The sequence below is a fragment of the Bifidobacterium jacchi genome, from assembly GCF_009078285.1.
Taxonomy (GTDB): Bacteria; Actinomycetota; Actinomycetes; order Actinomycetales; family Bifidobacteriaceae; genus Bifidobacterium; species Bifidobacterium jacchi.
Genome location: NZ_RQSP01000009.1, coordinates 61,003 through 84,537 on the forward strand (window position 1 = coordinate 61,003; position 23,535 = coordinate 84,537).

A 23,535-nucleotide genomic window follows, 5' to 3' on the forward strand; every position below is an offset into this window, starting at 1 on the left:
TGTGATCCGCGCCCGCCCCGGCACAGGCCCCGGAGCCGACCAGACCAGCCCCTATGCCGATATGACGGCATCGATATGATGGTGTCGGAGGCTTTCGCGTGCTTCGGCACGCGCCCGAGCGGAGGGGACGGCATGGCGCAACGACTGGCATTGTTCATCGGCGTGGGAAGGTATGCGAACGCGGCATATGCGGACCGTCAGCCGTCATGCTGCTGCGCGGACGCGCACGCGTTCGCCGAGTTGCTGCGCGAGAACAGTCCACGCACACCCCAGCCGAACTTCCGTCTGCTCGGCGGCGAAGTGTACGCCACGCCGGACCCGTTCGATCCGCTGGACCCCGAGATGTCCGCCGAAGCGCTCACCACCCGCGTGCGCGACCTGTTCACGATGGTGCGCCGCGGCGACGCACTGCTCTACTTCACCGGACATGCGATCACCATCGACGAGGGCACCGACCTGCTGCTGCTCACGCCTGACGACGACCCACACTCCCCCGCCACGCGCCGCGGCATCCGCATGAGCGACATCCGCAAGGCCGCGTTCTCCTCGCAAGCGAGCAGCATGACCGTCATCCTCGACTGCTGCCATTCCGGAGTCGCCGCCACGATGGAATGGCCACGCAACGCCACGATTCTCGCAAGCACCGACGAGCGCACGGCCTCGCAGTCGCAGTTCGGCACGCATCTCATGTACACGAGCGCGTTGATGGCCGCCTTGCAGGGCGCCGCCGCCGACGTGCAAGGCGTCATCACGCCGTTGTCGCTGCATTCCACCGTATGCGCGCTGCTCAATCTGGGCGAGGACGGCCAGCAGCCGGTTCTGCGCACATGGAGCGACGCGACCGCCGTGTTGCGTCAGGTGGAGGCAAGCCGCCAGATCACCGAGGACGAGCTGGCACGGATTGTACCGGATGACACGCGCGACGGCATGGCACCGGCACGTCGTCGCACAGGCCTGCGCACGTTCGAGGGAATGGCCTTGCCCGTGTTCGATGGGTTCCCGGCGAAGGACTCGACGTTCACCGTGCACCCGGAGCATGAGTCGCCCACCGCCCGCGACGGCATGATGCGATCCGGCGACGAGACGTGGGAGCGTCTGGACGGGCTGCAGCGCGACATGGAGCTGTTCAAACACCTTCGCAACGCGAAGCTGCTGGAGGCATACATCCGCGAGCCCGACGGCACGACGCACGAAGCGGACCTGTTCTGGGCTTGCATGGCCGAATGGGACACGGATCGCCACGAGCCGACCGGACGGCAGGGATACGTGCGCCTGACCGATCTGGGCCGTCTCTACTGGGACATCCAGCACAAGCGCTGACGCGAATCAACGCAGGGTGCAGCTGACCGGCAGCGCCCCCGACGGCACCGCCACGCCACCACGCCGCCATGTGCCTCTGCGCACGTCGATATCCAAGGTCAGCTCATTCCCGTCGGCGAATCGCAGGACGAGCACATGCGCGCCGTCCGCGTCCGGCATGTCGACGCGCAATGTCAACGTGCCCGCGCTGTCGCGGCGCATCAGCACGCGGGATCGCTGGGAGACGAACACCGCATCCCAATGCGTCCCCGTCGGCCGTTCCCGGCAGGACGCGTCCCCATCCGTCCCGACATCCGTCCGGCCCCCCTCGTCTCCGAGCAGGACCGGCGCGAACCGGCCGACGGACTCCAGCACGGCATCCGCATCGGCGGCATCAGCGGCACCCATCGTCACCGCGCCGTCCCATGCGTCGAGCTCATGGGCGAGGTCGTCAAACATCGCATCCGGCACGCCGTAGCCGACGGCGAGCGCGACGGCGAGGTCGGCGTCGCCTTCCGGCGTGGATTCACGGCATTCGCGTTCCACGCGGCTCTCATACGGGTACGGCAGGTGCCCGGAGAGCGCGCTGTAGCGCGTGAGATACCGGTTCGCGTAGGCGAGCGCGACGCCGTCGGCAAGCATCCGGGCAGCGAGCGCCGGGGGGAATCCGCCGGTGAGTCCGGCGATCACGTCGCGCGGGGTGAACGGGCGTGCCACATCGTCCCTCCATGGCGACGCTCCGCCCGCAATCGCGTCCATGCCGTTGCCCCTCATGGTTGTGTCGTCGCTCATGTCCCTGTCCCTTTCCTCGGATCCGCCTTCCCCGTCGTCGCCCCGGCATGCTCCGACGCGCCATGGAGCACGCATGCGCCGCCGGAGGAGGGGTCGATGCGCGAGCCGACGCAGTCCGCCGGCATGACGAGTATCGCCGCCCAACGTCGGTCCGTGGCGCGTAGCCGCGCGAATACGGCGAGCATGACGTCGCGCACCACATGTTCGGCGGCGTCGATGTCGCGGGCGACCGCGCGCCATGAGTCTGCGTCGCGCGGTTGCCATGGGTGCGCCACGTCGCCGCCATGTCCGCCGCCACGTCGTTGCGAGAACGCGCGGCGCAGATTGGCGATCTTGAACTCACGTTCCGCTTCGGCAAGCCGTTCCGGGTCGGAAAGCATGAGCTCCAACAGCCTGACGCCGACGTGCCGTCCATGCGCGCCCGGCACGGTCAGCCGCAGACGTTTCGCCTTGGCGACGCGGATCAACGTCCAGCAGGATTTGCGGAAGCATTCGCCGCCACGCCTGTCGCACAGGTCGATGAGGCGCACGAATGTCTCGACGGATGCGTCGGAGCCGAGCATCATGCCAAGCCCGGTCACGGCGGCCAGATACTGGACGGCGTCACCAGTGCCGCGGGCGCTGTCCGCGTAGTCGCGTATGGAGCGGTCGGCGGCCCGTCCGCCGCCTTTGCTCAGATGGCCGCGGTCGCGATACAGGTCGGCCAAGCGTCCACCGCTGCCCCAGCCGCGTTCGCCCTCGTATCGTTCGAGCGCTTCGGCGAGACGCCAGGCGTTCACGTCCTGATAGGCGGCGACCGGATTCGTGGACCGGTAGGCGAGCGCATGGCCGTGCCCGTCGACCGCCGCGGCGTGGATGGTCTCGCCGCCAAGCCAACGACTGACCGCCTTGTCGGCCACATCATGGAACCGCCACCATGCTTCGGGAATCGTGGACGCGTCGTCCGGCGCCGCAGTGCCAAGGTCCATCGCGCCAAGGTCGATGCCCGCGGCCATCGCCTCGCGCACCTGCGCCTGCAAGGATGCGCGCACCGAATCGAACCGGTCCTCCATGCCCGGGAACATCCATACGCTGCGGCGCCGGCAATCGCGGATGCGTCCGTCGTCGCCGTGTGCGGATGCGCCGCCGCAAGCCGCGGCATCGCCCGCCGTCGCGGACCCGCCGGAGACGAGCGCGACGTAGTCGCGGTACTCGTCCGGCGCGAGCGTGCGCCGCACTCCCCCGTAGCCGTCATAGCCGAGGATCGCGTTGCGCAATCCGACGTACACGTATTCGCCGGGCATGCCGTCCGATTCCGCGCCGTTCCCACCGCCCCGCAGGCCTCCACCGTCAAGGTTTACGCTTCGACCCACGCACGCATAGGCGAGCAGCATGCGCATCGCCCCGCGGGCGTCGCCCGGCGGCTCGACGTCGCCGCGCACGAGCGCGTTGCATAGGGCGGCGAACGTCCGTTCTGTGAACTCCGTCGTATCGGCAATGGCGCGCGACTCCAACCGAATCATCGCGATGTCGTTCTCGTCGGGCATCATGTCGCACCACCGCGAGTAGCCACGCGACACGCGCCGGTGCGCGACGACCATGCGACCCATCAACGTGTTCCATGCCGAACCATCCAGCGCATCGGCCATGGTGCCGCCATGCTCCGGTGACGGCAATCCGCCGAACCGTCGCGAATCGCGTTCCGGCATGTCCACGCCGTTCCATCGCACGTCATAGGCGCGTCGGTCCGCTCCCCAGACGATCTCCAGCACCGCATGCCAGACGCACCACGCCTCCACATCGCGTCGTGCGCGAGGGGTATGGCGGCGCGCGCCGGCCACGCACCGCACCCAATGGTCCTTCGCATGGTCAAGCGCATGATCGGGCATGGCGGCGAATCCGCCATGGTCCGCACCGTCATGCGCCGTAACGCCCCACGCATCAAGATGCGAACGAATCCTGCGTTCCCACGCGCCGCCACCGGCACCGGCGGCACGGTCTCCCCCGGCTCCAGCACCATCGACGTACCGCCGCGACCAATCACGCAGGCGTTCCGCGGCCATCCTGCCAGCTGTGCGCGCAACGAGCACACCGAGGAACCCCTCCGAATCGATGTCTCCACGGTAGCCATATGCCTCGTGCAGCGCGGCGACGAACGCATGCCGACCGATATGGGGGTCAAGCCCGGAGACGAAATCCACGAAGCGGTCGAATTCGAACTGCAGCATCATCGCCGCGGCCATCACCGTCTCCTCGTCCGGCTCGTAGAAGCCGTCGGCAAGGTTGCGCGCGCCGATGGGGAACGTGTGCTCCTGATCGACAATCAGGCACAGGTTGAGGAAGTCTACGGCATACGCGCGGCGGCTTCCGGAGGCATCCCCCTCTACGGCGCCCTCATCAGAATCGGCCGCCTCCGGAATGCCCTGCGCGCGCATGTAGTCGGCCATGCGCCGTGACATGCCCTCCATATAGCGTTCGAGGAACGGCCTGACGATGTCCGGTTCAACCGGCTCCAGCCATTCCCCCGGATACCAGTCGTCGGATAGGCGCCGGGCGCGGTCGTCGTCGGAGGGACGCCTCCAGGGGGATGATGATTCCACGCAGGACCGTGATACTGGTTGCGACGTTGAACGGGCCATCAATGCCGCACCCCCTGCGGCCACACGACATGCATGGGCACGCCGCACCTGCCCGCGTACGCGACTACATCGCCGGTGCCGCCGAGTCCGTCGGCGGGGAATCCATCCCAGATGGCGAGCAGTGCATCGCATTCGTCAACGAGCCGCAGTCCCGCGGCCATGTACGCAGCCCCGCACGGATGGTCGAAATCGAGAATGACCGTCTCGTCGGCGCGAGCAAGCAGACGCCGGTAGGACGCGAGTCCGTCCGCGTCGAACGTGGATTCGTAGCCGTGCGACGGAATCATCGCCCTGAGACGGTAGCCGAGATCCAACGCGATATCGGCGACCATCTGGTCCGCGCCAACGGCAAGGCAGCTGACGAGTACATTCCCGTCGCCGCGGGACCCGTTCACCTCGTTGCCCCCCGCACCAAGATACGCTGCAAGATAGGCGCGCACGCCATCCCGCACGAACGCCGCCACCATGTCGGGAATACGCTGATGCCCCGTCACCGCGATAATCATGTTCGCCTCCCTACTGGCCCCGCCCGCATGGACGCCAGACCCCTGCGTGCCCCTCCACGCCCGGCCACGCGTCGGATGGGCGGGCCGAAGGATGCCCGGCGCTCGCGATACGCCCCCCATTGTACGGTCGGCGTGGCAACGACGCCATATACCCCGGATACCCCGGACAATTCGTGCGGGCTTATGGCGAAAACGGCCGACCCGGATCAGTTCAGATTAACCGGATAGCAGTCCACAAACCCGTAATTGTTGGAATGACACCAGTTCCAGGCGTCGTCGGTCGAGTCGAAGCTCTCACCCGAGAGAATCACGTAGTATTTCGTCGAATTCGAGTCGTAGTTCGGCCAATCCCCCGACCAGATGAGCAGCGAGTTCGGATGCTTGTCACGCAGCGTGATGAACTGGGCGAGGATGTCGCGACAACTCCACGTCTTGCCGTCGACGACCATGCCCTGCCGTTTACTTGACAGCTGCGTCGTGGTCGTGCTCACAAAATCGGAGGCTTTGGACTTGTCCTGCGAGACCTGCCATTGCAGTGCGCTGCAGGCGTCCTGTTCCGATTCGTCGTCGGAGGCGCTCTTGCCGCCGAGCGCCCCGGATTGGGAGGACGGTCCGCTCGACGTGGATGCACCCGAGCCGACGGGAGCGGCATAGATGTATTTGACGATGAGCTCGGAGGGATCGTCCTCAAACTCCCGTTCCAGCTCGGTGGCCGGACGGTAGAACTGCGTGGGGGCGTACGAAAGCTTGATCCGCTTGCCCTCCGAGGGAATCACCTGCGTGTCCGAGGAGAAATCGAACACGGCGTCGGCCACCGTGTCCCCGTTGGAATCGCTCAGCGTGACCCGAGTCGAATCATCGTCGAGCGTGATCGTCGCGTCCGAACCGCAGTCAGCGGATGGCGTGACAAGCACGGTGACGACGAGGTCGTTGCCCACACTTTCGACCGACACGACCTGCATGTCCGGATCGGCATCGCACGAGGTCGACTGGCTTTCCGCATTGGACGAATCGTCATCGTAATACGACGAGGAGGATTGCGAGGAGTCCGACGACGACTGCGTCTGAGTGCCGGATTTGGTCGTCTCGCTGGACATCGACATCGAGAACACAATCATCACCAGAAGCACCGCGAGACCGACAAGTACCGGAGACAGTATGGCGAGCATGACCTTCGTGCCCGGGTCCACGCCCGGAGCGTCAGGGACCTTGAGGGGCACGTCCGATGGCGTAGGGGATTGGGATGCCGACTGGATCGCGACCGCACTTGCCGCCGGCCGCTGCGGCATGGGCATGGGCGGAGTTCCAGTGACGGAATGCGCCGCATTCTTCGGCAGCGGCACACCGCCCGGCAGCGTGCAGGACGACGCACCATGAGTCGCTCCGCCGTCGACCACGGTCGCGTCGTTCGGCTTCACGGCGGCGAGCGACGCGCCGCAATTCACACAGAACCTGGATCCCGCCACATTCGAGAATCCGCATACCCGACAGATCATGATGCTCTCTTCCCCTGTACGTTTCCGATGCCAATGCACGTTGACAACGTGATACGTGGTGAACCGGCGTGCCGGAGAGGCTCCTCCGACCGCCTACGAATGAAGGCCATTACTTCGAAACTCCCTTATTTATACACCGTAACGATACCCAGCGGGTAACGCCGATTCCTCTCCCGTCATACGGGAAGAGAAAGCCTACGGAAATGTAAAATCCCGGCCGGCCCGCTTTCACACGGGTCGGCCGGGATATGACGCGTCAGTCCGTGAATCGGATGCGAGAATCCGATTCACGTGCGTCAGACGCGGCGACGCGCCAGCGTGATGCTGCCGGCGGCAGCCGCAAGCAGCATCACCGCGACCGCAGCGGCGACGGACGAACCGGTGTTGGACAGCTTGTTCGGCTTGGTCTGGTTCGGCTTGTTTGCGGCCGGCTTGTTCGGCTGCTGCTGATTCGACTGCTGCTGATTCGGCTGAGTCGGCTTCTGCGGCTGCGTCGGCGTCGGGGTCGCGGCCTTGGCGGTGACCTTCACCGGCAGCGTCGCGGTGACCAGCTTGCCGTCGATCGTCGCGGTGGCGGACACGACCGCTTCGCCCTTGGCCTTGGCCTCGACGCGGGCGGACTGCGCACCGGTCGCGGCGACCACGGCCACCTTCTCATTCGAGGAGGTGAATGCGACGGCGAGCGCGGCGCGGGTCTTGACGTTGCGAACGACGACCTGGACATCGGCCTTGTCGCCGGCCTTGAGATCGAGCGCCTTGACGTCGGCGCCCTTCGCATCGACGAAGACGAGCTGCGGCTGTTCGGTCGGCTGCGGCTGGTTCGGCTGCTCGGAGCCGGCAACGACGGTGAGCGGAACGGTGACCGTGGTGCCGTTCTTCTCGCCGACGACGCTCAGCGTGGCGGCACCGGCCTTGAGATCGGCCGGGACGGTCACCTTGAGCGTGGCGGTGTCGCCGTTGACGACATCCGCAGTGCCCACGGTCGTCTCCCCGATCTTCGCGGTCAGCTTCGTCTCGGCGGGCACGCCCAGCGAGGTGAGCGTGAGCTTCGAGAACTTCAGCTCGAACGAGCTACCGGCCTTGACCTCGCCGGTCGGCAGTCCGGTGACGGCCACCGCACGACGATCATAACGCGGCTTGAGCGGCGAGTTCGCGGTGATGTAGTCGATCCAAGCGTCGCGATCGACCAGACCGGTGTCCTTCGTGTCCTTGCCCTGGGCGAAGGCGCGGAAGTTGTCGCCGCCCTGCAGCAGGAAGCTGAAGGAGCCGATGCGGTAGTCGCGCTTGAGATCAAGCGGCTTGCCGTTGACCGTCACCGAGGTGATGTGCTGGCCCTGCGGCGCGTCCGGATCGTACGTGTACGACACGTTGTGCGACAGGCCCAGCTGCAGGTACGGGCGCGACGGCACCTTGCCGTCGGCCGTGGTCTGCCACTGCTGCTCCAGCGCCTCCTTGAACTGCGCGCCGGTCAGCGTCGTGGTCCACAGGTTGTTCAGGAACGGCAGCACGGCGTTCGCCTGCGCATAGGTGATCGAACCGTCGGCGGCGAGCGTGCACTTCTCGTTGTGCCCGGTCAGGCAGAACTCGGCGCGCAGACCACCCGGGTTCACCACGCCGATCTCGGCGCCGCCACGATCCGGGCTGGACAGCGAGTCAAGCAGCGAATCGGCCACAAGATTGCCCATCGTCGACTCGGAGGCGCGATCATCGCGGGCGCCGTCCTTGAACGCGGTGGTGATGTCGGCCGAAACGGAACCGACCTTCCTGTTGCCCTCGGCGTCGGCGACCTTGAGGGCCGCGTCGACGATCGACTTGACCTTGGCGACGACCGGATACTCGTCGGCGAGCTGCTGGTCGAAGGCATCCTTGTCGGTGCCCTCAGGAGCGGTCAGCGCAGCCTCATTGCCGGACTTGACATAGGAGACCTTGCCGGAGACCGTGTCATAGTCGAGCACGACCTGGCCGACGTTCGCGGCGTAGCTGCCGGTCTGGATGACCGGACGGCCGTTGCGCGCCGGATCCGTGTACGAATACTTCATGTGCGTGTGCGCGGTGAAGATCACGTTCACGGCCGGATCGGTGTCGTCGACGATGTGCTTGAAGACGGGGCTGGCGGCCTTCTGCTCATCGAGCGTGGGCTTGCCGGTCTCGTCATCCTCGTTGGCGGTGGCACCCTCGTGGTATTCGGCCACGATCACGTCGGCCTCGCCGTTGGACTCATCGCCATCGGTCAGCTGCTTGGCCACACGGTTCACGGCCTCGACCGGATCACCGAACTCGATGTCCTTGATGCCACCGGGCGAGACCAGCGTGGAGGTCTCCTGCGTGACCGCACCGATCACACCGACCTTGACGCCGTTCACGTCCTGGATGCTGTACTCGTCCAGCGCCGGGGTCTTGGTGCCCTTCCTGTACACATTCGCACCCAGATAATCCCACTTCGCGTTGCGGGCGTCGTCCTTGCCGATCACGCGGTTGACGAGATCGTCGTAGCCCTGATCGAACTCGTGGTTGCCCACGGCGGAGGCCTTCAAACCGAGCGCGTTCAACACATCAATGGTCGGCTGGTCACGCTGTACCGACGAATTGAACAAGGAAGCACCGATGTCGTCGCCGGCTGCGAGCAGCAGGGAGCTGTTCGGATAATCGGCGCGCAGCTGCTCGATGGTGCCGGCGAACGGAACCGTGAGGTTCTTGTCGATACGCCCATGGAAGTCGTTGAAGTTCAGCAGGTTGAGACGCTTGACACCCGGAGCGGGGGCCGTCTCGACGTTGAGGCCGACGACCACAGGATCGTGGTCGGAAGCGCGGAACTGGTCATCGCGGTACAGGTTCTTCGCGTTGTAGTTGTAGCGCGAGTACTCCAGTGCCACCGACTCGACCGAGTTGATGTTCCAGATGTCGGCGCCGGTGACGTCCTTGAGCGCGGCCTCGTTGGCGAAGATGTGGTCGAGCGAGCCGACGCCGCCGTTGCTGTTGCCCTGCTCGTCCGTGACGGTGTAGGCGTAGGTGTACTTGCCGGTGCGCTCGCTCACCTGTTCGCTCAGATCGGTGTAGCCGGCGGCGACGATCTTCTGGATCGGCTTCTCCGCGTAGTAGGCGTTGAAGTCGCCGACGAGGAACACCTTCTCAAGGTTGAGGTCCTTCTTCACCGAATCGGTGAACTTGAGCAGCGCGTCGGCCTGCGCCTGACGCGTGTAGTCGGCGTAGCCGGAGCCGTCGCCCGGGTCCTGGTTCTGCTCGTTGTCGGCCGAGGCCGAGCCTCCCTTGGACTTGAAGTGGTTGGCGACGACGAGGAACGCGTCGGAGTCGGCGGCGCCCTTGGCCTTGAACGCCTGCGCGTCGGGCTGACGACCGTGCTCGTAGCCGTTCTTGCCGTTGAACGCGTCGGAATCGGTCAGGATGCGGGTCTCACCCACGGTGGCGACCTTGGCGGGCTTGTAGATGAACGCGGTGCGAATCACGTCCTCAACCGACAGGTCGGGCACGGTCTTCGGCGAAGGCACGTACGCCCAGGTGCCGGCGCCGGCCTGCGCGTTGAGCGCATCCACGAGGGTGGACAGCGCGTAGTCGCGGCGGTTGCCTTGGAAGCCCTCCGGTACCACGCTGGAGGCCTTCGCGGAGTTTTCGATCTCCTCCAGGGAGACCACGTCGGCGCCGAGGTTGTTGATGGCCTTGACGATCTTGGCGCGCTGGCGCTCCATGTTCGTCTTGTCCCACGCGCCGCGCACGTCGCAGTTGCGTGCGGTGATGGGGTTGCCGTCACGGTCCTTGTACGAGTTGCTCACCGCGCAGCCGGTCTGGTCGGCGGTGGTGGAGAAGTAGTTGAGCACGTTGAACGTGCCGAGCTTGATGTCGCCGCCCACAGCCTGCAGATCAGGCGTGTCGGTGCGGGTGTTGGAGAACGTGACGGGCTGCTCGTCGGCGTTGTCGCCGGTCAGGCGTCCGGTCGGCTGGAACTTCCACGCGTTGTTGCGGTAGTCGAACACGACCGGCTTGGTGAACGTGACCTTCTCGCCCACGCGCACCGGCTTGTCGTTGCTCAGGTACGGCAGCGGCGTGTCGGCGTTGGTCGGGTACTTGGTGTCGAGGAAGTTGCGGCTGGAGCCGTCGTCGAGGACGACGCTCTCCTTCTCCAGACGGTCCACCTCGGCCTGATAGGCGGCACCGGTCTTGGCATCGCCCTTGAGGCCCTTGACGGTCGGGTTGAGGAACGGCTTGTTGGAGGCCGCGAGCCCGATCTCGCCGTACTTGTTCGTGTTGTACACGTCGGAGACGGTGTAGTCGCCCTGTGGCGCGACGAGCATGCTTTCCAGCGTCTCGCGCTTCGCGTCGGTCTGCGGGTAGCTGACCTTGGCGGGAGTCGGCGCGGCGACCTTCTCGTCGAGCTTGATCGCCTTGGTGGCCCTGAGCTCGGTCAGGCCGTAGTATTCGCTGACCTTGCCGGTGACCTGCACGTAGTCGCCGGTCTTGAGGGTCTTGGCGTTGTCCGCGTCATACACGAACAGACCGTCGGAGGCCTTGTGTGAGGCCGGATCGATGTTGCCGGTGCCCGGGGTCTGGATCGTGTAGCCGTTGAAGCCGCCGTCCGGGTAGGTGGCGGTGACGACGCCCTTGGTGGTGACGGTCTTGTCGACGAGCGGGCTGGCGTCACCAGTGCCCTGGATGTCGGCGATGGACTTCTCACCGTCCGGCGTCGGGTCGGGGTCAGGAGTCGGCTGGGAGCCGCCGTCGGTCACGTTGACAGCGCCAGGCGTGATCGTGGCGGACAGCGTGAAGTCCTTGCTGTTGTCGTTGGTGTCCTTGCCGTCGGTGCGGTTGAGCGACTTGACGTCGGTGTTGCCGTTCGGCGCGGTGGCGGCGGCGGTCTCGAACGTGTTCGTCGTGCCGTAGCCGAGCGCATCGATGATCTGCGCGTTCTTGGTGGTGTCGCCGGCCGCCGGGCTGAGCTTGTCGGTGGTGGCGGCGAGGAACAGCGTGCCCTTGGTGCCGGATGGCATGAGGTTGGAGGCGTCCACATCCGCGGCGGGCAGTTCCTTGCCGTTGTCGCCGTTGCTGTTGGCTTTGATCAGGTAGTAGCCCTTGGCCTTGATCGTGCCCTTGAGATCGGCGATGCCGCTGGTCGCCGCGGTTCCCGTGGCCGAACGGTACTGGATGGAGGTGCCGTCGAGCGAGACGTCCTTGTCGGTCGTGTTGTAGAGCTCGACGAACTTGTTCTTGTATGCGGCGCCCTTGCTGCCGCCGGACAGGTAGGCCTCGTTGATGACCACGCCTGTCTGGGCAGCCGTCGCAGCGGGCTCGACCGCCGACGCCGTGGACGCGGTGACGCTGACGGTGGTCAGCGGCATGAGCAGCGCCGCGGCGATCAGGAATCCTCCCGCACGTCGTGAAATGCTTGACATTGCTGTGCTTCCTCTTCGTTGGAAGTCCCGTTCCGCAGCCGCCCGATGATTCACCGGCTCCCTTCGATGCCGGCGCGAACGTATCATACTGGCTTTTGGACGCGCACTACTTGACGCACCGCCAATCCGCCACGGATAAGGACACTTGCAGTTTCCACGCTAGAGACGCAAAGCGAATGGGCGACCCTTTGCGGGTGAACGTCAGGCCAACTCGAAGCCAACTCTGCACTGGAGCTACGTAGTCCCCCAACCAAAACAAACAACATGGAGCTACAGGAAGCCACAGTACGTGGAGAACGAGTATTATCGACAGCTGACGGCACCAGCCGTCTCACAGTAGAGACGGAACAACAACCAGGCCGCTTCAGCATGATTCCGACCTCTGCACCGACCGACCCCGAGCTCCCCAACACATCTCACACGCGCCGCACACGCGCATACGCCCACCCGGTCATGCAGCGCAAACTCGGTCATGCGACGACCCCGGCAGCAAGAAGCGCCCCCGATCCATGTGACCACACCCGCTCCGCCCCCTCATCGTGTGCATGCGACGTACGTTGATTAGGCATTGTGTGCATGCAGCGTATGTCTATTCAGCATCGTGTGCATGGAACGTATATGTAGGGCTCTTAAACGAAGATTTCATGGCCGTTCCATGCACACGATCACGTTAATGGTCGTTCCATGCACACAATGAACAGGCCTTTATATACGTTCCATGCACACAATTGGCAACATGAGGCGACCGGCAGAGGCCATAACACACCACAGACGTACGTTCCATGCACACAATCATTGCCGCGGGACCCATCATCGTCGATCGTCCGCTCGCGAACCTTTAACCAGACGTCGTCTGACCTCACTAGTGGTCTGTTGCGTATTGTTCCGAGTTCGGATTTACTCTCAGTCAGCTTCGTTGCCACTGATATGCAACATCAAACCATCCAGTTGGTCCATAATGACTCATTGGCCACTAGCACGCCAGTGCTATGAACAATGGTTGACAGTCCATCTTGCAGTTGTCTGCGAGGCATTGACTTCCCGAGACATAGGGTCGCGGAACGGACCGACCGAGCTGGAATCGAGACCACACAATGCAACAATCCCTCCCGATATCGCAATATCGAAAGGGATTGTGCACTATCGTGCCGCGGCAGCCGCCGTCGCGATCGAGGATCGGCGATCAGCAGCCACCGCATCAGTGGCGACGCGATGCGGCGACGCGGCTTGCGGCTGCGGCGGACAGCAGCAGCGCCGCTGCGATCGCCATCCAAGCGACCGACGAGCCGGTGTTGGACAGCTTGTCGCCGTTGCCGGGCTTCTTGTTCTGCGGAGTGGTCGGAGTCGGCTTCTGCTCAGCCGGCTTCTGCTCAGCCGGCTTCTGCGAACCGGGCTTCTGCTCAGCCGGCTTCGAGAACAGCGTCTCGACGCTCGACTCAGCGATGGCGAGGCCATCCGCACCGGCGGCATCGACCGCAGCCTTCGGAGCCTTCGCGGCGGCCGCGCGGAACGTGGCCTGCTCGGCGGCGGTCAGCTTGCGGGTCACCGTGATCGAACCGGCACCCGGTCCCTGCGGCTCGCCGGTGAAGTCGAGACCGGTCAGCGCACCGAAGTCGACGCCGTTGGCCTTGAGACGGATGCCCCACGGACGGGTCTCGTCGGTGGTGAACGCCAGACCGGAGACGGTGAACGTCACCGTGCCGTCGGCGGACAGCTTCGCCGAGGAGAAGCCGGCGCTGTGGCGGGCCTTCGCGGACTCAAGGTTGGGATGCGCCTTGAGGTAGGCGGAGAATCCGTCGAAGTCGATGTAGCCGGTGTCGACGTACCCGGCGCCCTGCTGGAACACGGTGAAGTTGTCGCCGCCCGCGAGCAGGAAGGAGTTGCCGGCGACCAGATACTTGTCGGTGTCCTTGACGGCCTTGCCGTTGACGGTCAGATCGTGGACCGAGCCGCGCGGCACCTGCTTGCCGTCGATGGTGACGGTGTAGACGTCGTACTGGTAGTCCACGTTATCGGAGAAGCCGAGCCAGAGCACCGGACGCTGGGCGTCGGCGGGCTGCCACTGCTGTTCGATCAGCGTCTTGAGCTGGGCGCCGGTAAGCGTGACGACCGCGTTGGAGTTGCCGAACGGCAGCACGTCGTGCGCCTCCTTGAGGGTGATCTTGCCGTCGTTGTCGGGATCAAGATCGGCGCGCAAACCACCGGGGTTGATGACGCCGATGTCGGCCTTGAAACCGGACTGCTCGGCGGCCCACTTCGCGGCGTTGCCGTTGAGGATGCCGAGCGTGGATTCGACGCCGCGGTTGCCGCCGCGCGTGCTCAGATCGCCGGGCTTGTCGGCGCCGCGGTTGAAGGTCGAGCCCTTGGCGATGGTGCCGAGCTGCTCGTTGCCCTTCTTGTCGGCTTCCTTCTTGGCATCCTCATAGATGGCGTTGACGGTGGGATCGGCCTTGTACAGCGGCGTTTCCTTGCCGTCGGCATCGGTGGCGAACACGTCGTGCTTGGTGGCGACGGCGCTGACCTTCGCGTCCTTGCCGGTGCCGTCGATCGTCAGATCGGTGGTCGAGAACTGCACGCCGTAGTTCGCGGTTTCGATGATCGGCGCGCCGGCGTCGGTCTTGGCGGTCTCGTACAGGTGCGTGTGGCCGGCGAGGACCGCATCGACGTTGCCGTCGAGCTTCTTGAGATCGTTGGCGTCGGCGTGAACGAGCGCGACCACGGCATCGGCCTCGCCGTTGGACTGGTCACCGTCGGACAGCTCGTCGGCGTACTTGTTGATCGCCTCGATCGGGTCGGTGACGGTGATGCCCTTCATGCCGGCCGGGGAGACCGAGTCGGCGAGCGTCTTGAAGATGCCGCCGATGAACGCGATCTTCTTGCCGCCGGACTGTTCGATCACATACGGGGTGACCTTGCCCTTGAGCACGTCACCGGTCACGTTCGCGACGACGTACTTCGCCGGGGCGACGCCGGGCACGATGCGGTTCGCCAGATCGGCGGCACCCTTGTCGTACTCGTGGTTGCCGGTGGCGGAGACGACCAGACCCATGGCCTTGAGCTGTTCCATGGCCGGCACATCCTCGGCGATGGAGGATTCAAACGCGGATGCGCCCACCAGATCGCCAGCGCCGACGAACAGCGTGTTCGGGTTCTTGGCGCGCGTCTCGTTGAGCGCGGTGGCGAGGTAGCCGCCGTTTTCGATGTGGCCGTGGAAGTCGGTGATGCCGAACAGCGTCACCTTCGCGGTGCCGGGCTGCTCGGCCGAAGCCACCTCGATCCAGCCCTGACGTAGCGAGTGGCCGTTCGTCACGGCGTCATCGGCCCAGAAGACCGGCTTGTAGGTCTTGCCGTCCACGACCTTGGTGGCTTCGGCGTCGGGGGTGACCGCGTAGCCTTCGGTGTTCTGCGCGCCGATCTCGGCCGGGGTGGCGGTCAGCTTGGTGAGCTGGAGCGTGCCGTCCTTGAACGTGTAGGTGGCGATCTTGGAAGTGGCGGCACCATCTTTGCCGTTAAGGGAGTTGTCGCCCTGGGCGAGCAGCTGGTTGTGCTGGGCGTCCCAGATCAGGTCGCGCGGTCCGGAGTAGCCGGCGTTGGCGGCGGTGGCGGGCAGCGGGATCTGAGCGATCGGGTAAACGACGTCCTTGCCATCCACGGTGGCGAGGGCGAACGCATAGATGGCGTTGGTCTTCTCCAGCGCGGCGAAGAACAGGCCGCCGAAGTCGTTGGCGGTGCCCGCCGGGTCGTACGCGTGCACGTTCTTCGAGTCGAGGTTCGTCTGGAAGCCGTTCGCGAGGAGCGTCTCGTCCGGGATGAACGCGACACCCTCGACGCCGAGGTTGGCGTCGTCGCCGTTGGAGAGCTTGACGTCGAACCGGCTGAGCGCATCCGTCAGGTTCCATTCGTTGACGGCGGTAAGGTCCTGGGCTCCGTCGCCGTTCGCATCGGTTGTCTTGGCGGTCACGTCATAGCGCAGGATGGAGGGGCGCGGCACCTTCTTGTCCTCGTTGTCGCGCTCGGCTCCGATGAACACGCCCTTGGACGGGTCACCGTTGATCAGCGTGATGCCCTCGGAGTCCACGCCGCCCTTGCCGTCCTTGAAGTGCAGCTGCTTGCCGCCCTTGGTCTTGCCGTCCTTGGCGAACGTCCAGCCGTCGGTCGGATCCTGCTGCCACTTGCCGTCCTTGTAGACGAACTTGTTGATGGCACCGGCGCCCTTGGGTCCGGTTTCGCCAAGCGTGGGGTTGAGGTCGTTGTCGGCCGCCCACAGCACGCCGGGCTGGCCGTCTGCGCCCGGCTGGTAGACCAGACCGGACAGGTTGCCGTCGGTGTGCTCGCCGGTGGCCTGGCCCGCGCCGAACTCATCGACGCCGTCGATGGCGGTCACGTCGGCCAGTCCCGGCCATGCGGCCACGTCGAGCTTGTCGCCGGACGGCTGGTCGGGCTCGGTGGCGCCCTGCTTGATCATGCCGTCGGCATCGGTGTTGGCCACGTAGACGGCGTTCTTGTCGTCGCCGGTCCACTCGAAGTGCAGGATCTCCTTGCCGTCCTTGTCGAAGACGCGGACCTGATCCGACTTGCCCAGTCCGATGCCCGCAAGCTTGTCAAGGTTGAAGGAGACCTCTCCGGCGGCCTCGATGGAGGTGCCGTCGGGGATCACATACGTGTGGTCCTTGGTGTCCTTGTCGTCCTTGATGGACCAGCCGGACAGGTCGACGGCGGCGGTGTTCTTGGATCCGAGCTTGACGGTGTCGGTGCCGACATCGATGCGCTTGAGGTAGACGGCGGTCGTCTCGTCCTTGATGATGTTCGTAGCCGCGGCACGCTGAGCGGCCGGATCATCAAGTCCCTTGATGGTGCCGGTGTATGTTTCGCTGCTGACGACGTTCGACTTGGCATCGGCCGCAGTGGCCGCGTTCGCCACCGCCGCGCCAGCGAGCGCCGAGCCCGCCAGCGTCGCTGCGGCGGCGATCAGAGCGACCAGTCGCGGCGCCGCAAAACGCCTTGTGTTGGTCTGGTTTCCCATTCCTGATTCCTTCCCCACGTGATCATTGCCGTATCCGCTGCAATGGCGAACCGCACATCGTCGCCGATCAGGATACGGGTAATCATTACGCTAGGAAGTCAACATGAACCCAACGTCGCACATAGGCCAACGACGACCGACGGCACGTTGAACACTGGGTGAACCAGCCGGACCGTTCAACGGTGCCGGCCAGCAGCGCCGGTCAGATCCTCGGCTTGCCGCCAAGCGACGTGCGCCCCTTGCCGATGTCGCCGTTGCGTTTGAACACCGCGCGCGCCGGTCCCTCGCCATGGCCGTACTGGTCATGGCGTGCGTCCGCCGCCGTGTCGGCGGCATCGCCATGCGCATGGGAGTCACGGGAACCGTGCTGCTGCGACCTGCGCCGCTGCTCCTCCTCGCGATATGGCCGTCCGGTTTCGGGATCGACCTGCGATTCGGGATGGGTCTCGTCGTAGCCCTGCACGTAGCGCGTGTGCCGCCAGTTGCGGATCGAGGCGTTCGAGCCCTTGTGATGCGCATGGTACTTGAGCGGCGTGCCGCCGAGGGGGCGCTCCTTGACCTCCTTGGCGACGGCGATCTGGTTCACGTTCGACGGGTCCATAATCGCGATCGGCGCGACCGGCTCCGGCTCGGCCGGGGCGGCGGTGCGCTGCTGCATCCGCTCGGGCAGCCATTCGGCGAGCCTCGACAGCAGCCAGCATGCGACGAAGTAGATCACCGCCGCCATGACCAGCGTCTGCAGAATGTTGAAATACATCGATCCCAGTCGCCGCGACTCCTGCAGCAGATCGGTGTACATGATGATCGAACCGAGCGCGGTGTCCTTGAGCACCACCACCAGCTGCGTCACGGCCGCCGGCAGCATCGCGTACACCGCCTGCGGCACCTCGATCTGCATCAGCGACTGCGTCTGGCTCAATCCCAAGGCGAGCGCCGCCTCGCGCTGCCCGTTCGGCAGATTGCCGACACCGGAGCGCACGAGTTCGGCCACGACCGATCCGTTGTACAGCACCAACGCCAGCACCACGGCCCAGTAAGACGGGCTGGCCATGCCGGCGAACGCGAACCATCGCCAGAAGAAGATCATCAGCAGCAGCACCGGAACGGCTCGGCAGAATTCGACGATCACCGCGGATACGCCGCGGATGAGCGCATTCGGCAGCAGTCGGCCGACTCCGAACACCAAGCCGAACGCGACCGCGCCGATCACCGCGAGCACGGACGCCTTGACGGTCATCCACAAGCCAGGCAGGTAGAAGTCGGTCCACGCCTCGCGTTCCAGCGCCGGCTTCCACAGCTCCCAGCTGAGCTGGTTCTCGCCGTCCGACGGATTGTGCAGGCGCATGAGGATCAGCACGATCAGCCCGGCGAACAGCAGGCCGGCGATCCAGTTGACGATGCGAATCGTGCGCCGACCCTTGGGACCGGGCGCGTCGAACAGTACGGAATTTGCAGTGTCGGCCATGTCGTCACCTCCTGACGGCGAGCTTGTTGGACAGATACGTGGTGAGCATGCCGATCGGGATGATCAGGATCACGTAGCCGAACGCGAAGATCAGGAAGATCTGGATGATCACGTCTGGGCGGAATTCGATCATCTGGCTCATCAGCGACGACGTCTCGGTCGATACGGATGCGGCCGCGGCGACGGTCGAGTTCTTCAGCAGCGCGATCAGCGTGTTGCCGAGCGGCGCCACCGAGCCGCGGAACGCCTGCGGAAGGATGATCTGCGTGGCCGACTGCATGAAGTTCAGTCCCAGCGCACGCGCCGCCTCCGCCTGGCCGATCGGCACCGTGTTGATGCCGCTGCGCAACGATTCGCAGACGAACGCGGCCGTGTACAGGCTCAGTCCCGTCACGGCGAGCCAGAAGAAGTTCGTGGCGAACGTGTCGGAGAAGCTGAGTTTGAGCTGCGCGTAGGCGCCAAGCACCATGAACACCATGATGATGGTCAGCGGCAGGTTCTTGAACAGCTCCACGTAGGCGCCGGCGACGGCGCGCAGCGAGGAGATCGGCGAGATGCGCATCATGACGAGCACCACGCCGAGCACGGTGGAGAACAGGGCGCTCCACAGCGTCAGTTCGATGTTGACAAGGAACGCGCCGAGCAAGTCGTACTGGCGGAACAGTTCGATGAATCCCTCCATGTCACTCCCCCTCGGTCGGCGTCGGCGGATTGTATTCGTCGTTCGGACTGTAGCCGGTTCCCTGCGTGTTGTCCTCGATCGCGTGCGTCCATGAGCCGTCCTGGATCATTTCGACGATGGCGTTGTTGATCTTGGCCGCGAACTTGCTGTCTCCCTTTTTGATGCCCACGCCGTAGTATTCCTGCGTGAACGGCCGGCCGACGACGCGCAGGCGCCCGCGCGACGCGGATGCGAGGCCGGCGAGGATGATGTCGTCGGTGGTCACCGCGTCGACGATGCCGGAGAACAGCGCGGTGGCGCATTCCGCATAGCCCGGCTGCTCCATGAGCTGGACTTCGGATGCGAACTTCTTCTTGACCGTGGCGGCCGATGTCGAACCGGTGACCGAGCACAGGCGCTTGCCGTTGAGATCCTCGGGACCGTTGATCGAATGGTCGTCCTTGCGCACCAGCAGATCCTGCCCGGCCACGAAATAGGGGCCGGCGAAGGAGACCGCCTTCTTGCGCTCGTCGGTGATCGAATACGTGGCGAGGATCATGTCGACGTCACCGTTTTGGAGCATGGCCTCGCGCTGCTTGCTCGGCGCCTCCTTCCAGATGATCTCGTCCGGCGAATAGCCGAGCTTCTTGGCGATGTAGCGCGCCACGTCCACGTCGAAGCCGACGTAGGTGCCGGATTTCTTGAATCCCAGACCCGGCTGATCGAATTTGATGCCGATGCGGATCTTGCCCGCCTCGCTCTGCCCGCATGCGGCGAGCGAAAGCGTGCAGGCGATCGCCGCGAGCGCGGCTAGCACGCGTCTGATCGCACGCTGCACGCCCGGCCTCGGGAATGTGTTCGGTTTCACGAGTGATGGCATGTGTCGCTGCATATGACCTCCTCGCTGTCAGTGGGTGAGGATCTTCGAGAGGAAGTCCTTGGCGCGTTCGGTCTGCGGATGCTCGAAGAACTCGTCCGGCGTGTTCTGTTCGAGGATCCGCCCGTCCGCCATGAAGACGATGCGATCGGCGGCCTTGCGCGCGAAGCCCATCTCGTGGGTCACGCAGATCATGGTCATGCCCTCGTGCGCGAGCTCGACCATCACATCAAGCACCTCGTTGACCATCTCCGGGTCCAGCGCGGACGTCGGCTCGTCGAACAGCATCACCTTCGGCTTCATGGCGAGCGCCCGCGCGATGGCGACGCGCTGCTGCTGGCCGCCGGAGAGCTGGGACGGCATCTTGCTCGCCTGCGAGTCGACGCCGACGCGGGCGAGCAGATCCATCGCCAAGTGCTCGGCCTCGGTCTTGTTCATGTGGCGCACCTTGATCGGCGCGAGCGTGACGTTGTCGAGAATGGTCTTGTTGGCGAACAGGTTGAACGACTGGAACACCATGCCCACCTCGGCGCGCAGGCTCGCCAGCTCCCTGCCCTCCTGCGGCAGCGCCTTGCCGTCGATGCGGATGTCTCCCGAATCGATGGTCTCAAGACGGTTGATGGTGCGGCACATCGTGGACTTGCCGGAGCCGGAGGGGCCGATCACGACCAGCACCTCGCCCTTGTTGACCGTCAGGTTGATGTCCTTGAGCACGTGCAGATCGCCGAAGTACTTCTCCACATGGGTGAGCTCGACGAGAGGATGTCCGGATCCGGAGTCCGGAACCAGAGGGGTCGCCGGCACCCCCGATTGCGCTGTGATGTTCGTTGCTTTCGTATCTGACATAGCGGGCAGTATATCGGCTGCCCGTTACCGAACCGATGCCCCCGTGGCCGCCGACTCACCATGTGAGACAGATCACATGCGCAATCGAGATGCGGATCGGCCGGCGCGGCATGTCGTCGTGCCGACGCAATGCCATGCCAGCGAATCACCAACGCAATCCAGCATCAGTGCAACGCAGCGCCATCGCAATGCGGTGCCGCCCCAACGCCGCTGCACCGGCGACTATTCGCGCGGCCGCCCCAGCCCGGCGACGAAGGTCACCCCGGGAATGTCGTCGAAGATGGAGCCATCCACCACCAGCTTCGACGGGCGGATTCCGGATCCCAAGTACAGCTTCGGAATCGAGAGGATGTGCTGGTCCACCAGCAGCGGCCAGCCGTCCGGCAGACCGATCGGCGACATGCCACCCGATTCCATGCCGGTGGCCTCCACCGCGTCGGCGATGGGCGCGAAGCTCACCTTGGAGACCTCCAACGTGTGCTTGACCACGCCGTTGAGGTCGGCGCGCGTGTCCGCCGTGACGAACGCGGCAGCGAACTCGGGCGGCGCCTTGCGGGTCTTGTGCGTGTGCACGACCACCACGTTGCCGGTGACGGCGAAGGGAATGCCGTATTTCGGGCACCACAGGTCGGTGTCCGACTCCTCGTCGGTGTTGATCGTCACGCCGAGGATCTTGCTCTCCGGCACCCCGGCCGCGACCAGCGCGTTGAGCTTGTCGAACACCGGCTTGGCGAGCAGGTCGCCGTCATGCCAATCCAATATCTCCAACGTCATATGCACTCCCCCTATGTATCGTCGCCGTGTCGCTCATCAGCATCCCATGCCGGCGTTGCGCCGCACGCGCCGCGCACCGCACAGCGTGTGCGCAGCGGGCGTGCGCGGCGGCATTCCCTGCGGCCATGTTCGCCCAGCATACCGGCAAACGGCACCGGCGGCACCGGCGTGCCTATACGTTTTCTCTATGACCGGCTCCACCTGATCCCGATCGCTTCGCTGCCCAAGATCATGCCCACGGTGAGGCGGATTCTGCACCGTGGATGCATGAAACACGATAAAACGCGCATTCACCGCGCCGAAACGAACGCATGCGAGAAGAGACTAGGCCTCGGGGTAGCGCAACGTTCCATTCGGCATGTCCCAGGATGTGCCGTGCATATAGTGCGGCGCGTATATGCTCACGGGGATGGATGTCAGCGTAACGGTCACGGTACCGTCATCCCTCGCGGTGTCGAAGTTACGGGAATAACGTGCATCGCATTCGAGCCATCGTCTGTTGCTGATGTCATACCGCCATTCGCGAATCTGGCCGGGGTCGGAAAAACGCACACCATGATCGTCAATATCCAGTCCCTGCTCGTATGGGTCGAACATGAACACACGCACAATGGGCTGTCCATCGTCGGATTCAATGAGACGAAGCACCGATTGCCTGCTCGACTTCACGTCATCGAAGAACGCAGAGATGATGGAGGCGTTGTCCGGTTTCACCGTGCGATAGCCTGCCTGTTCCAGTTCATCGACCGTGGTGTGCCGGTCCAGCGCGTAGATGGAGTTCTGAACTCCCTCCCCCGTCACCTCGGTCGCCGTCTGCACAATATATGCGGTTACGACAAAACCCAACAATACGACTATCGGTATCAACAGCCTTATACCGCCCTTATAGGCATGTGCAAAGAAACGACTATCTTTCACCTCGGGCTCCCTTCCATTGCTATTACACATTGCAATTGCCAAGCATTGCCGATATTGTCATCGAATGATATTGTCATCGACAATACTTGGCATTATTTCAGACTCTTACCGCGACCCCCTCAACGCTGATAGGTTTTTTATGAGTCGCATACTGTGTGTATTTATATACACCATACTCATAATGATCGTTTTTACTCTTCGTATTTCGTAAGTCCTCCTTAACTTTACCCTAAATAATAATTTGGTAATTTGGACTGGGAAGGGCTATAGTAATGGATGACACTCCTCCTTGAACATAGCCGACACTCGTTCCAATCGTAAATACACCCCATGAGACACTAACGCTGAAGGACATGGAGCCTCCAGCGTTAGGATTGACCGACACGCTACTTCCCTTTGGCAGCTTATATCCGCCCGGCAATTGTCCTTGGGGGATGGTAGTAATCACTCTCGTTTCTCGTTTGACAATTGTGCTTTTGACGCTTTCCCCGTATTTGAGGCCAGCAATTGAAACGCCATCATCGACGTCGACGGCTGATGCAGTTGACGTGGAAACAAGTGGAATTCCTATAATGCATAGCACTAACGTGAGAAAAAACTACAGACTTGACGCTTCATCGGTTTTCCTTAAATTGCCTTAAAATGAAGTTGTTAGGAGCAGAGCCCGTTCAACGCTGAACGGCGGGAGATTTCTGATCGATCTCGTATATTGTAATTATATCTTACACCCTTTTTCAACACGCCGATCATGCGATAAGGCCCGATTTTTTGCGCACTTTGGTTTTGGCTTGAGGTAGAGGGCATGGCCCGTGTCCTGTGTACGATTTTCTGTCGCCAAACAAAACAAATCGCGATTGG

General features: G+C 64.0%; 12 protein-coding genes and 1 pseudogene. 1 reads left to right on the top strand and 12 read right to left on the bottom strand.

Going from position 1 to position 23,535, the window contains the following annotated elements; genetic code table 11:
* Positions 1-132 precede the first annotated feature (132 nt).
* Positions 133-1,320: a caspase family protein gene (locus tag EHS19_RS04105; protein ID WP_175578291.1), complete on the top strand. Its 1,188-nt coding sequence runs from the start codon at positions 133-135 to the stop codon at positions 1,318-1,320.
* A 6-nt stretch (positions 1,321-1,326) separates the two neighbouring features.
* On the opposite strand, the gene EHS19_RS04110 is transcribed toward EHS19_RS04105, so the two are convergent.
* From EHS19_RS04110 to EHS19_RS04165, 12 genes and pseudogenes are all read right to left on the bottom strand, one after another.
* On the bottom strand, positions 1,327-2,091 hold the full coding sequence (locus tag EHS19_RS04110) for a hypothetical protein (RefSeq protein WP_151916518.1): 765 nt from the start codon (positions 2,089-2,091) through the stop codon (positions 1,327-1,329).
* Positions 2,088-4,670, bottom strand: coding sequence for a hypothetical protein (locus tag EHS19_RS04115; protein WP_151916519.1), 2,583 nt, complete (start codon positions 4,668-4,670; stop codon positions 2,088-2,090). Before EHS19_RS04115 ends, EHS19_RS04110 begins: the two co-directional genes overlap by 4 nt.
* A gap of 38 nt (positions 4,671-4,708) precedes the next feature.
* Positions 4,709-5,215, bottom strand: coding sequence for a hypothetical protein (locus EHS19_RS04120; protein WP_151916520.1), 507 nt, complete (start codon positions 5,213-5,215; stop codon positions 4,709-4,711).
* Between the two features lie 206 nt (positions 5,216-5,421).
* Positions 5,422-6,660, bottom strand: coding sequence for a hypothetical protein (locus tag EHS19_RS11305; RefSeq protein WP_241677069.1), 1,239 nt, complete (start codon positions 6,658-6,660; stop codon positions 5,422-5,424).
* An 845-nt stretch (positions 6,661-7,505) separates the two neighbouring features.
* Positions 7,506-12,113 (bottom strand): annotated as a pseudogene (locus tag EHS19_RS04130) (ExeM/NucH family extracellular endonuclease); the annotation flags it as partial.
* Positions 12,114-13,311: 1,198 nt separating this feature from the next.
* Positions 13,312-17,136 carry a 5'-nucleotidase C-terminal domain-containing protein gene (locus EHS19_RS04135; RefSeq protein WP_151916521.1) on the bottom strand — a complete coding sequence of 1,275 codons (3,825 nt, stop codon included), beginning with the start codon at positions 17,134-17,136 and terminating at the stop codon, positions 13,312-13,314.
* Between the two features lie 202 nt (positions 17,137-17,338).
* Positions 17,339-18,601 (bottom strand): amino acid ABC transporter permease, encoded by a 1,263-nt coding sequence (locus tag EHS19_RS04140; protein WP_151916522.1) that lies wholly within the window; start codon positions 18,599-18,601, stop codon positions 17,339-17,341.
* 4 nt (positions 18,602-18,605) lie between these two features.
* On the bottom strand, positions 18,606-19,283 hold the full coding sequence (locus EHS19_RS04145; protein WP_151916523.1) for an amino acid ABC transporter permease: 678 nt from the start codon (positions 19,281-19,283) through the stop codon (positions 18,606-18,608).
* A gap of 1 nt (position 19,284) precedes the next feature.
* Positions 19,285-20,079, bottom strand: coding sequence for a glutamate ABC transporter substrate-binding protein (locus EHS19_RS04150; protein ID WP_241677072.1), 795 nt, complete (start codon positions 20,077-20,079; stop codon positions 19,285-19,287).
* Positions 20,080-20,169: 90 nt separating this feature from the next.
* On the bottom strand, positions 20,170-20,985 hold the full coding sequence (locus EHS19_RS04155) for an amino acid ABC transporter ATP-binding protein (protein ID WP_151916525.1): 816 nt from the start codon (positions 20,983-20,985) through the stop codon (positions 20,170-20,172).
* Between the two features lie 222 nt (positions 20,986-21,207).
* Entirely contained in the window at positions 21,208-21,759 is a 552-nt protein-coding gene (locus EHS19_RS04160) for a YbaK/EbsC family protein (protein ID WP_151916526.1), read from the bottom strand.
* Between the two features lie 324 nt (positions 21,760-22,083).
* Positions 22,084-22,677: a hypothetical protein gene (locus EHS19_RS04165; RefSeq protein WP_151916527.1), complete on the bottom strand. Its 594-nt coding sequence runs from the start codon at positions 22,675-22,677 to the stop codon at positions 22,084-22,086.
* Between the last annotated feature and the right edge of the window lie 858 nt (positions 22,678-23,535).

Excerpts from the sequence above, each read along its gene's own strand:
- EHS19_RS04105 (WP_175578291.1), top strand. The coding sequence starts at position 133 with ATGGCGCAACGACTGGCATTGTTCATCGGCGTGGGAAGGTATGCGAAC.
- EHS19_RS04110 (WP_151916518.1), bottom strand. The coding sequence starts at position 2,091 with ATGAGCGACGACACAACCATGAGGGGCAACGGCATGGACGCGATTGCG.
- EHS19_RS04120 (WP_151916520.1), bottom strand. The coding sequence starts at position 5,215 with ATGATTATCGCGGTGACGGGGCATCAGCGTATTCCCGACATGGTGGCG.
- EHS19_RS04135 (WP_151916521.1), bottom strand. The coding sequence starts at position 17,136 with ATGGGAAACCAGACCAACACAAGGCGTTTTGCGGCGCCGCGACTGGTC.
- EHS19_RS04140 (WP_151916522.1), bottom strand. The coding sequence starts at position 18,601 with ATGGCCGACACTGCAAATTCCGTACTGTTCGACGCGCCCGGTCCCAAG.
- EHS19_RS04145 (WP_151916523.1), bottom strand. The coding sequence starts at position 19,283 with ATGGAGGGATTCATCGAACTGTTCCGCCAGTACGACTTGCTCGGCGCG.
- EHS19_RS04155 (WP_151916525.1), bottom strand. The coding sequence starts at position 20,985 with ATGTCAGATACGAAAGCAACGAACATCACAGCGCAATCGGGGGTGCCG.
- EHS19_RS04160 (WP_151916526.1), bottom strand. The coding sequence starts at position 21,759 with ATGACGTTGGAGATATTGGATTGGCATGACGGCGACCTGCTCGCCAAG.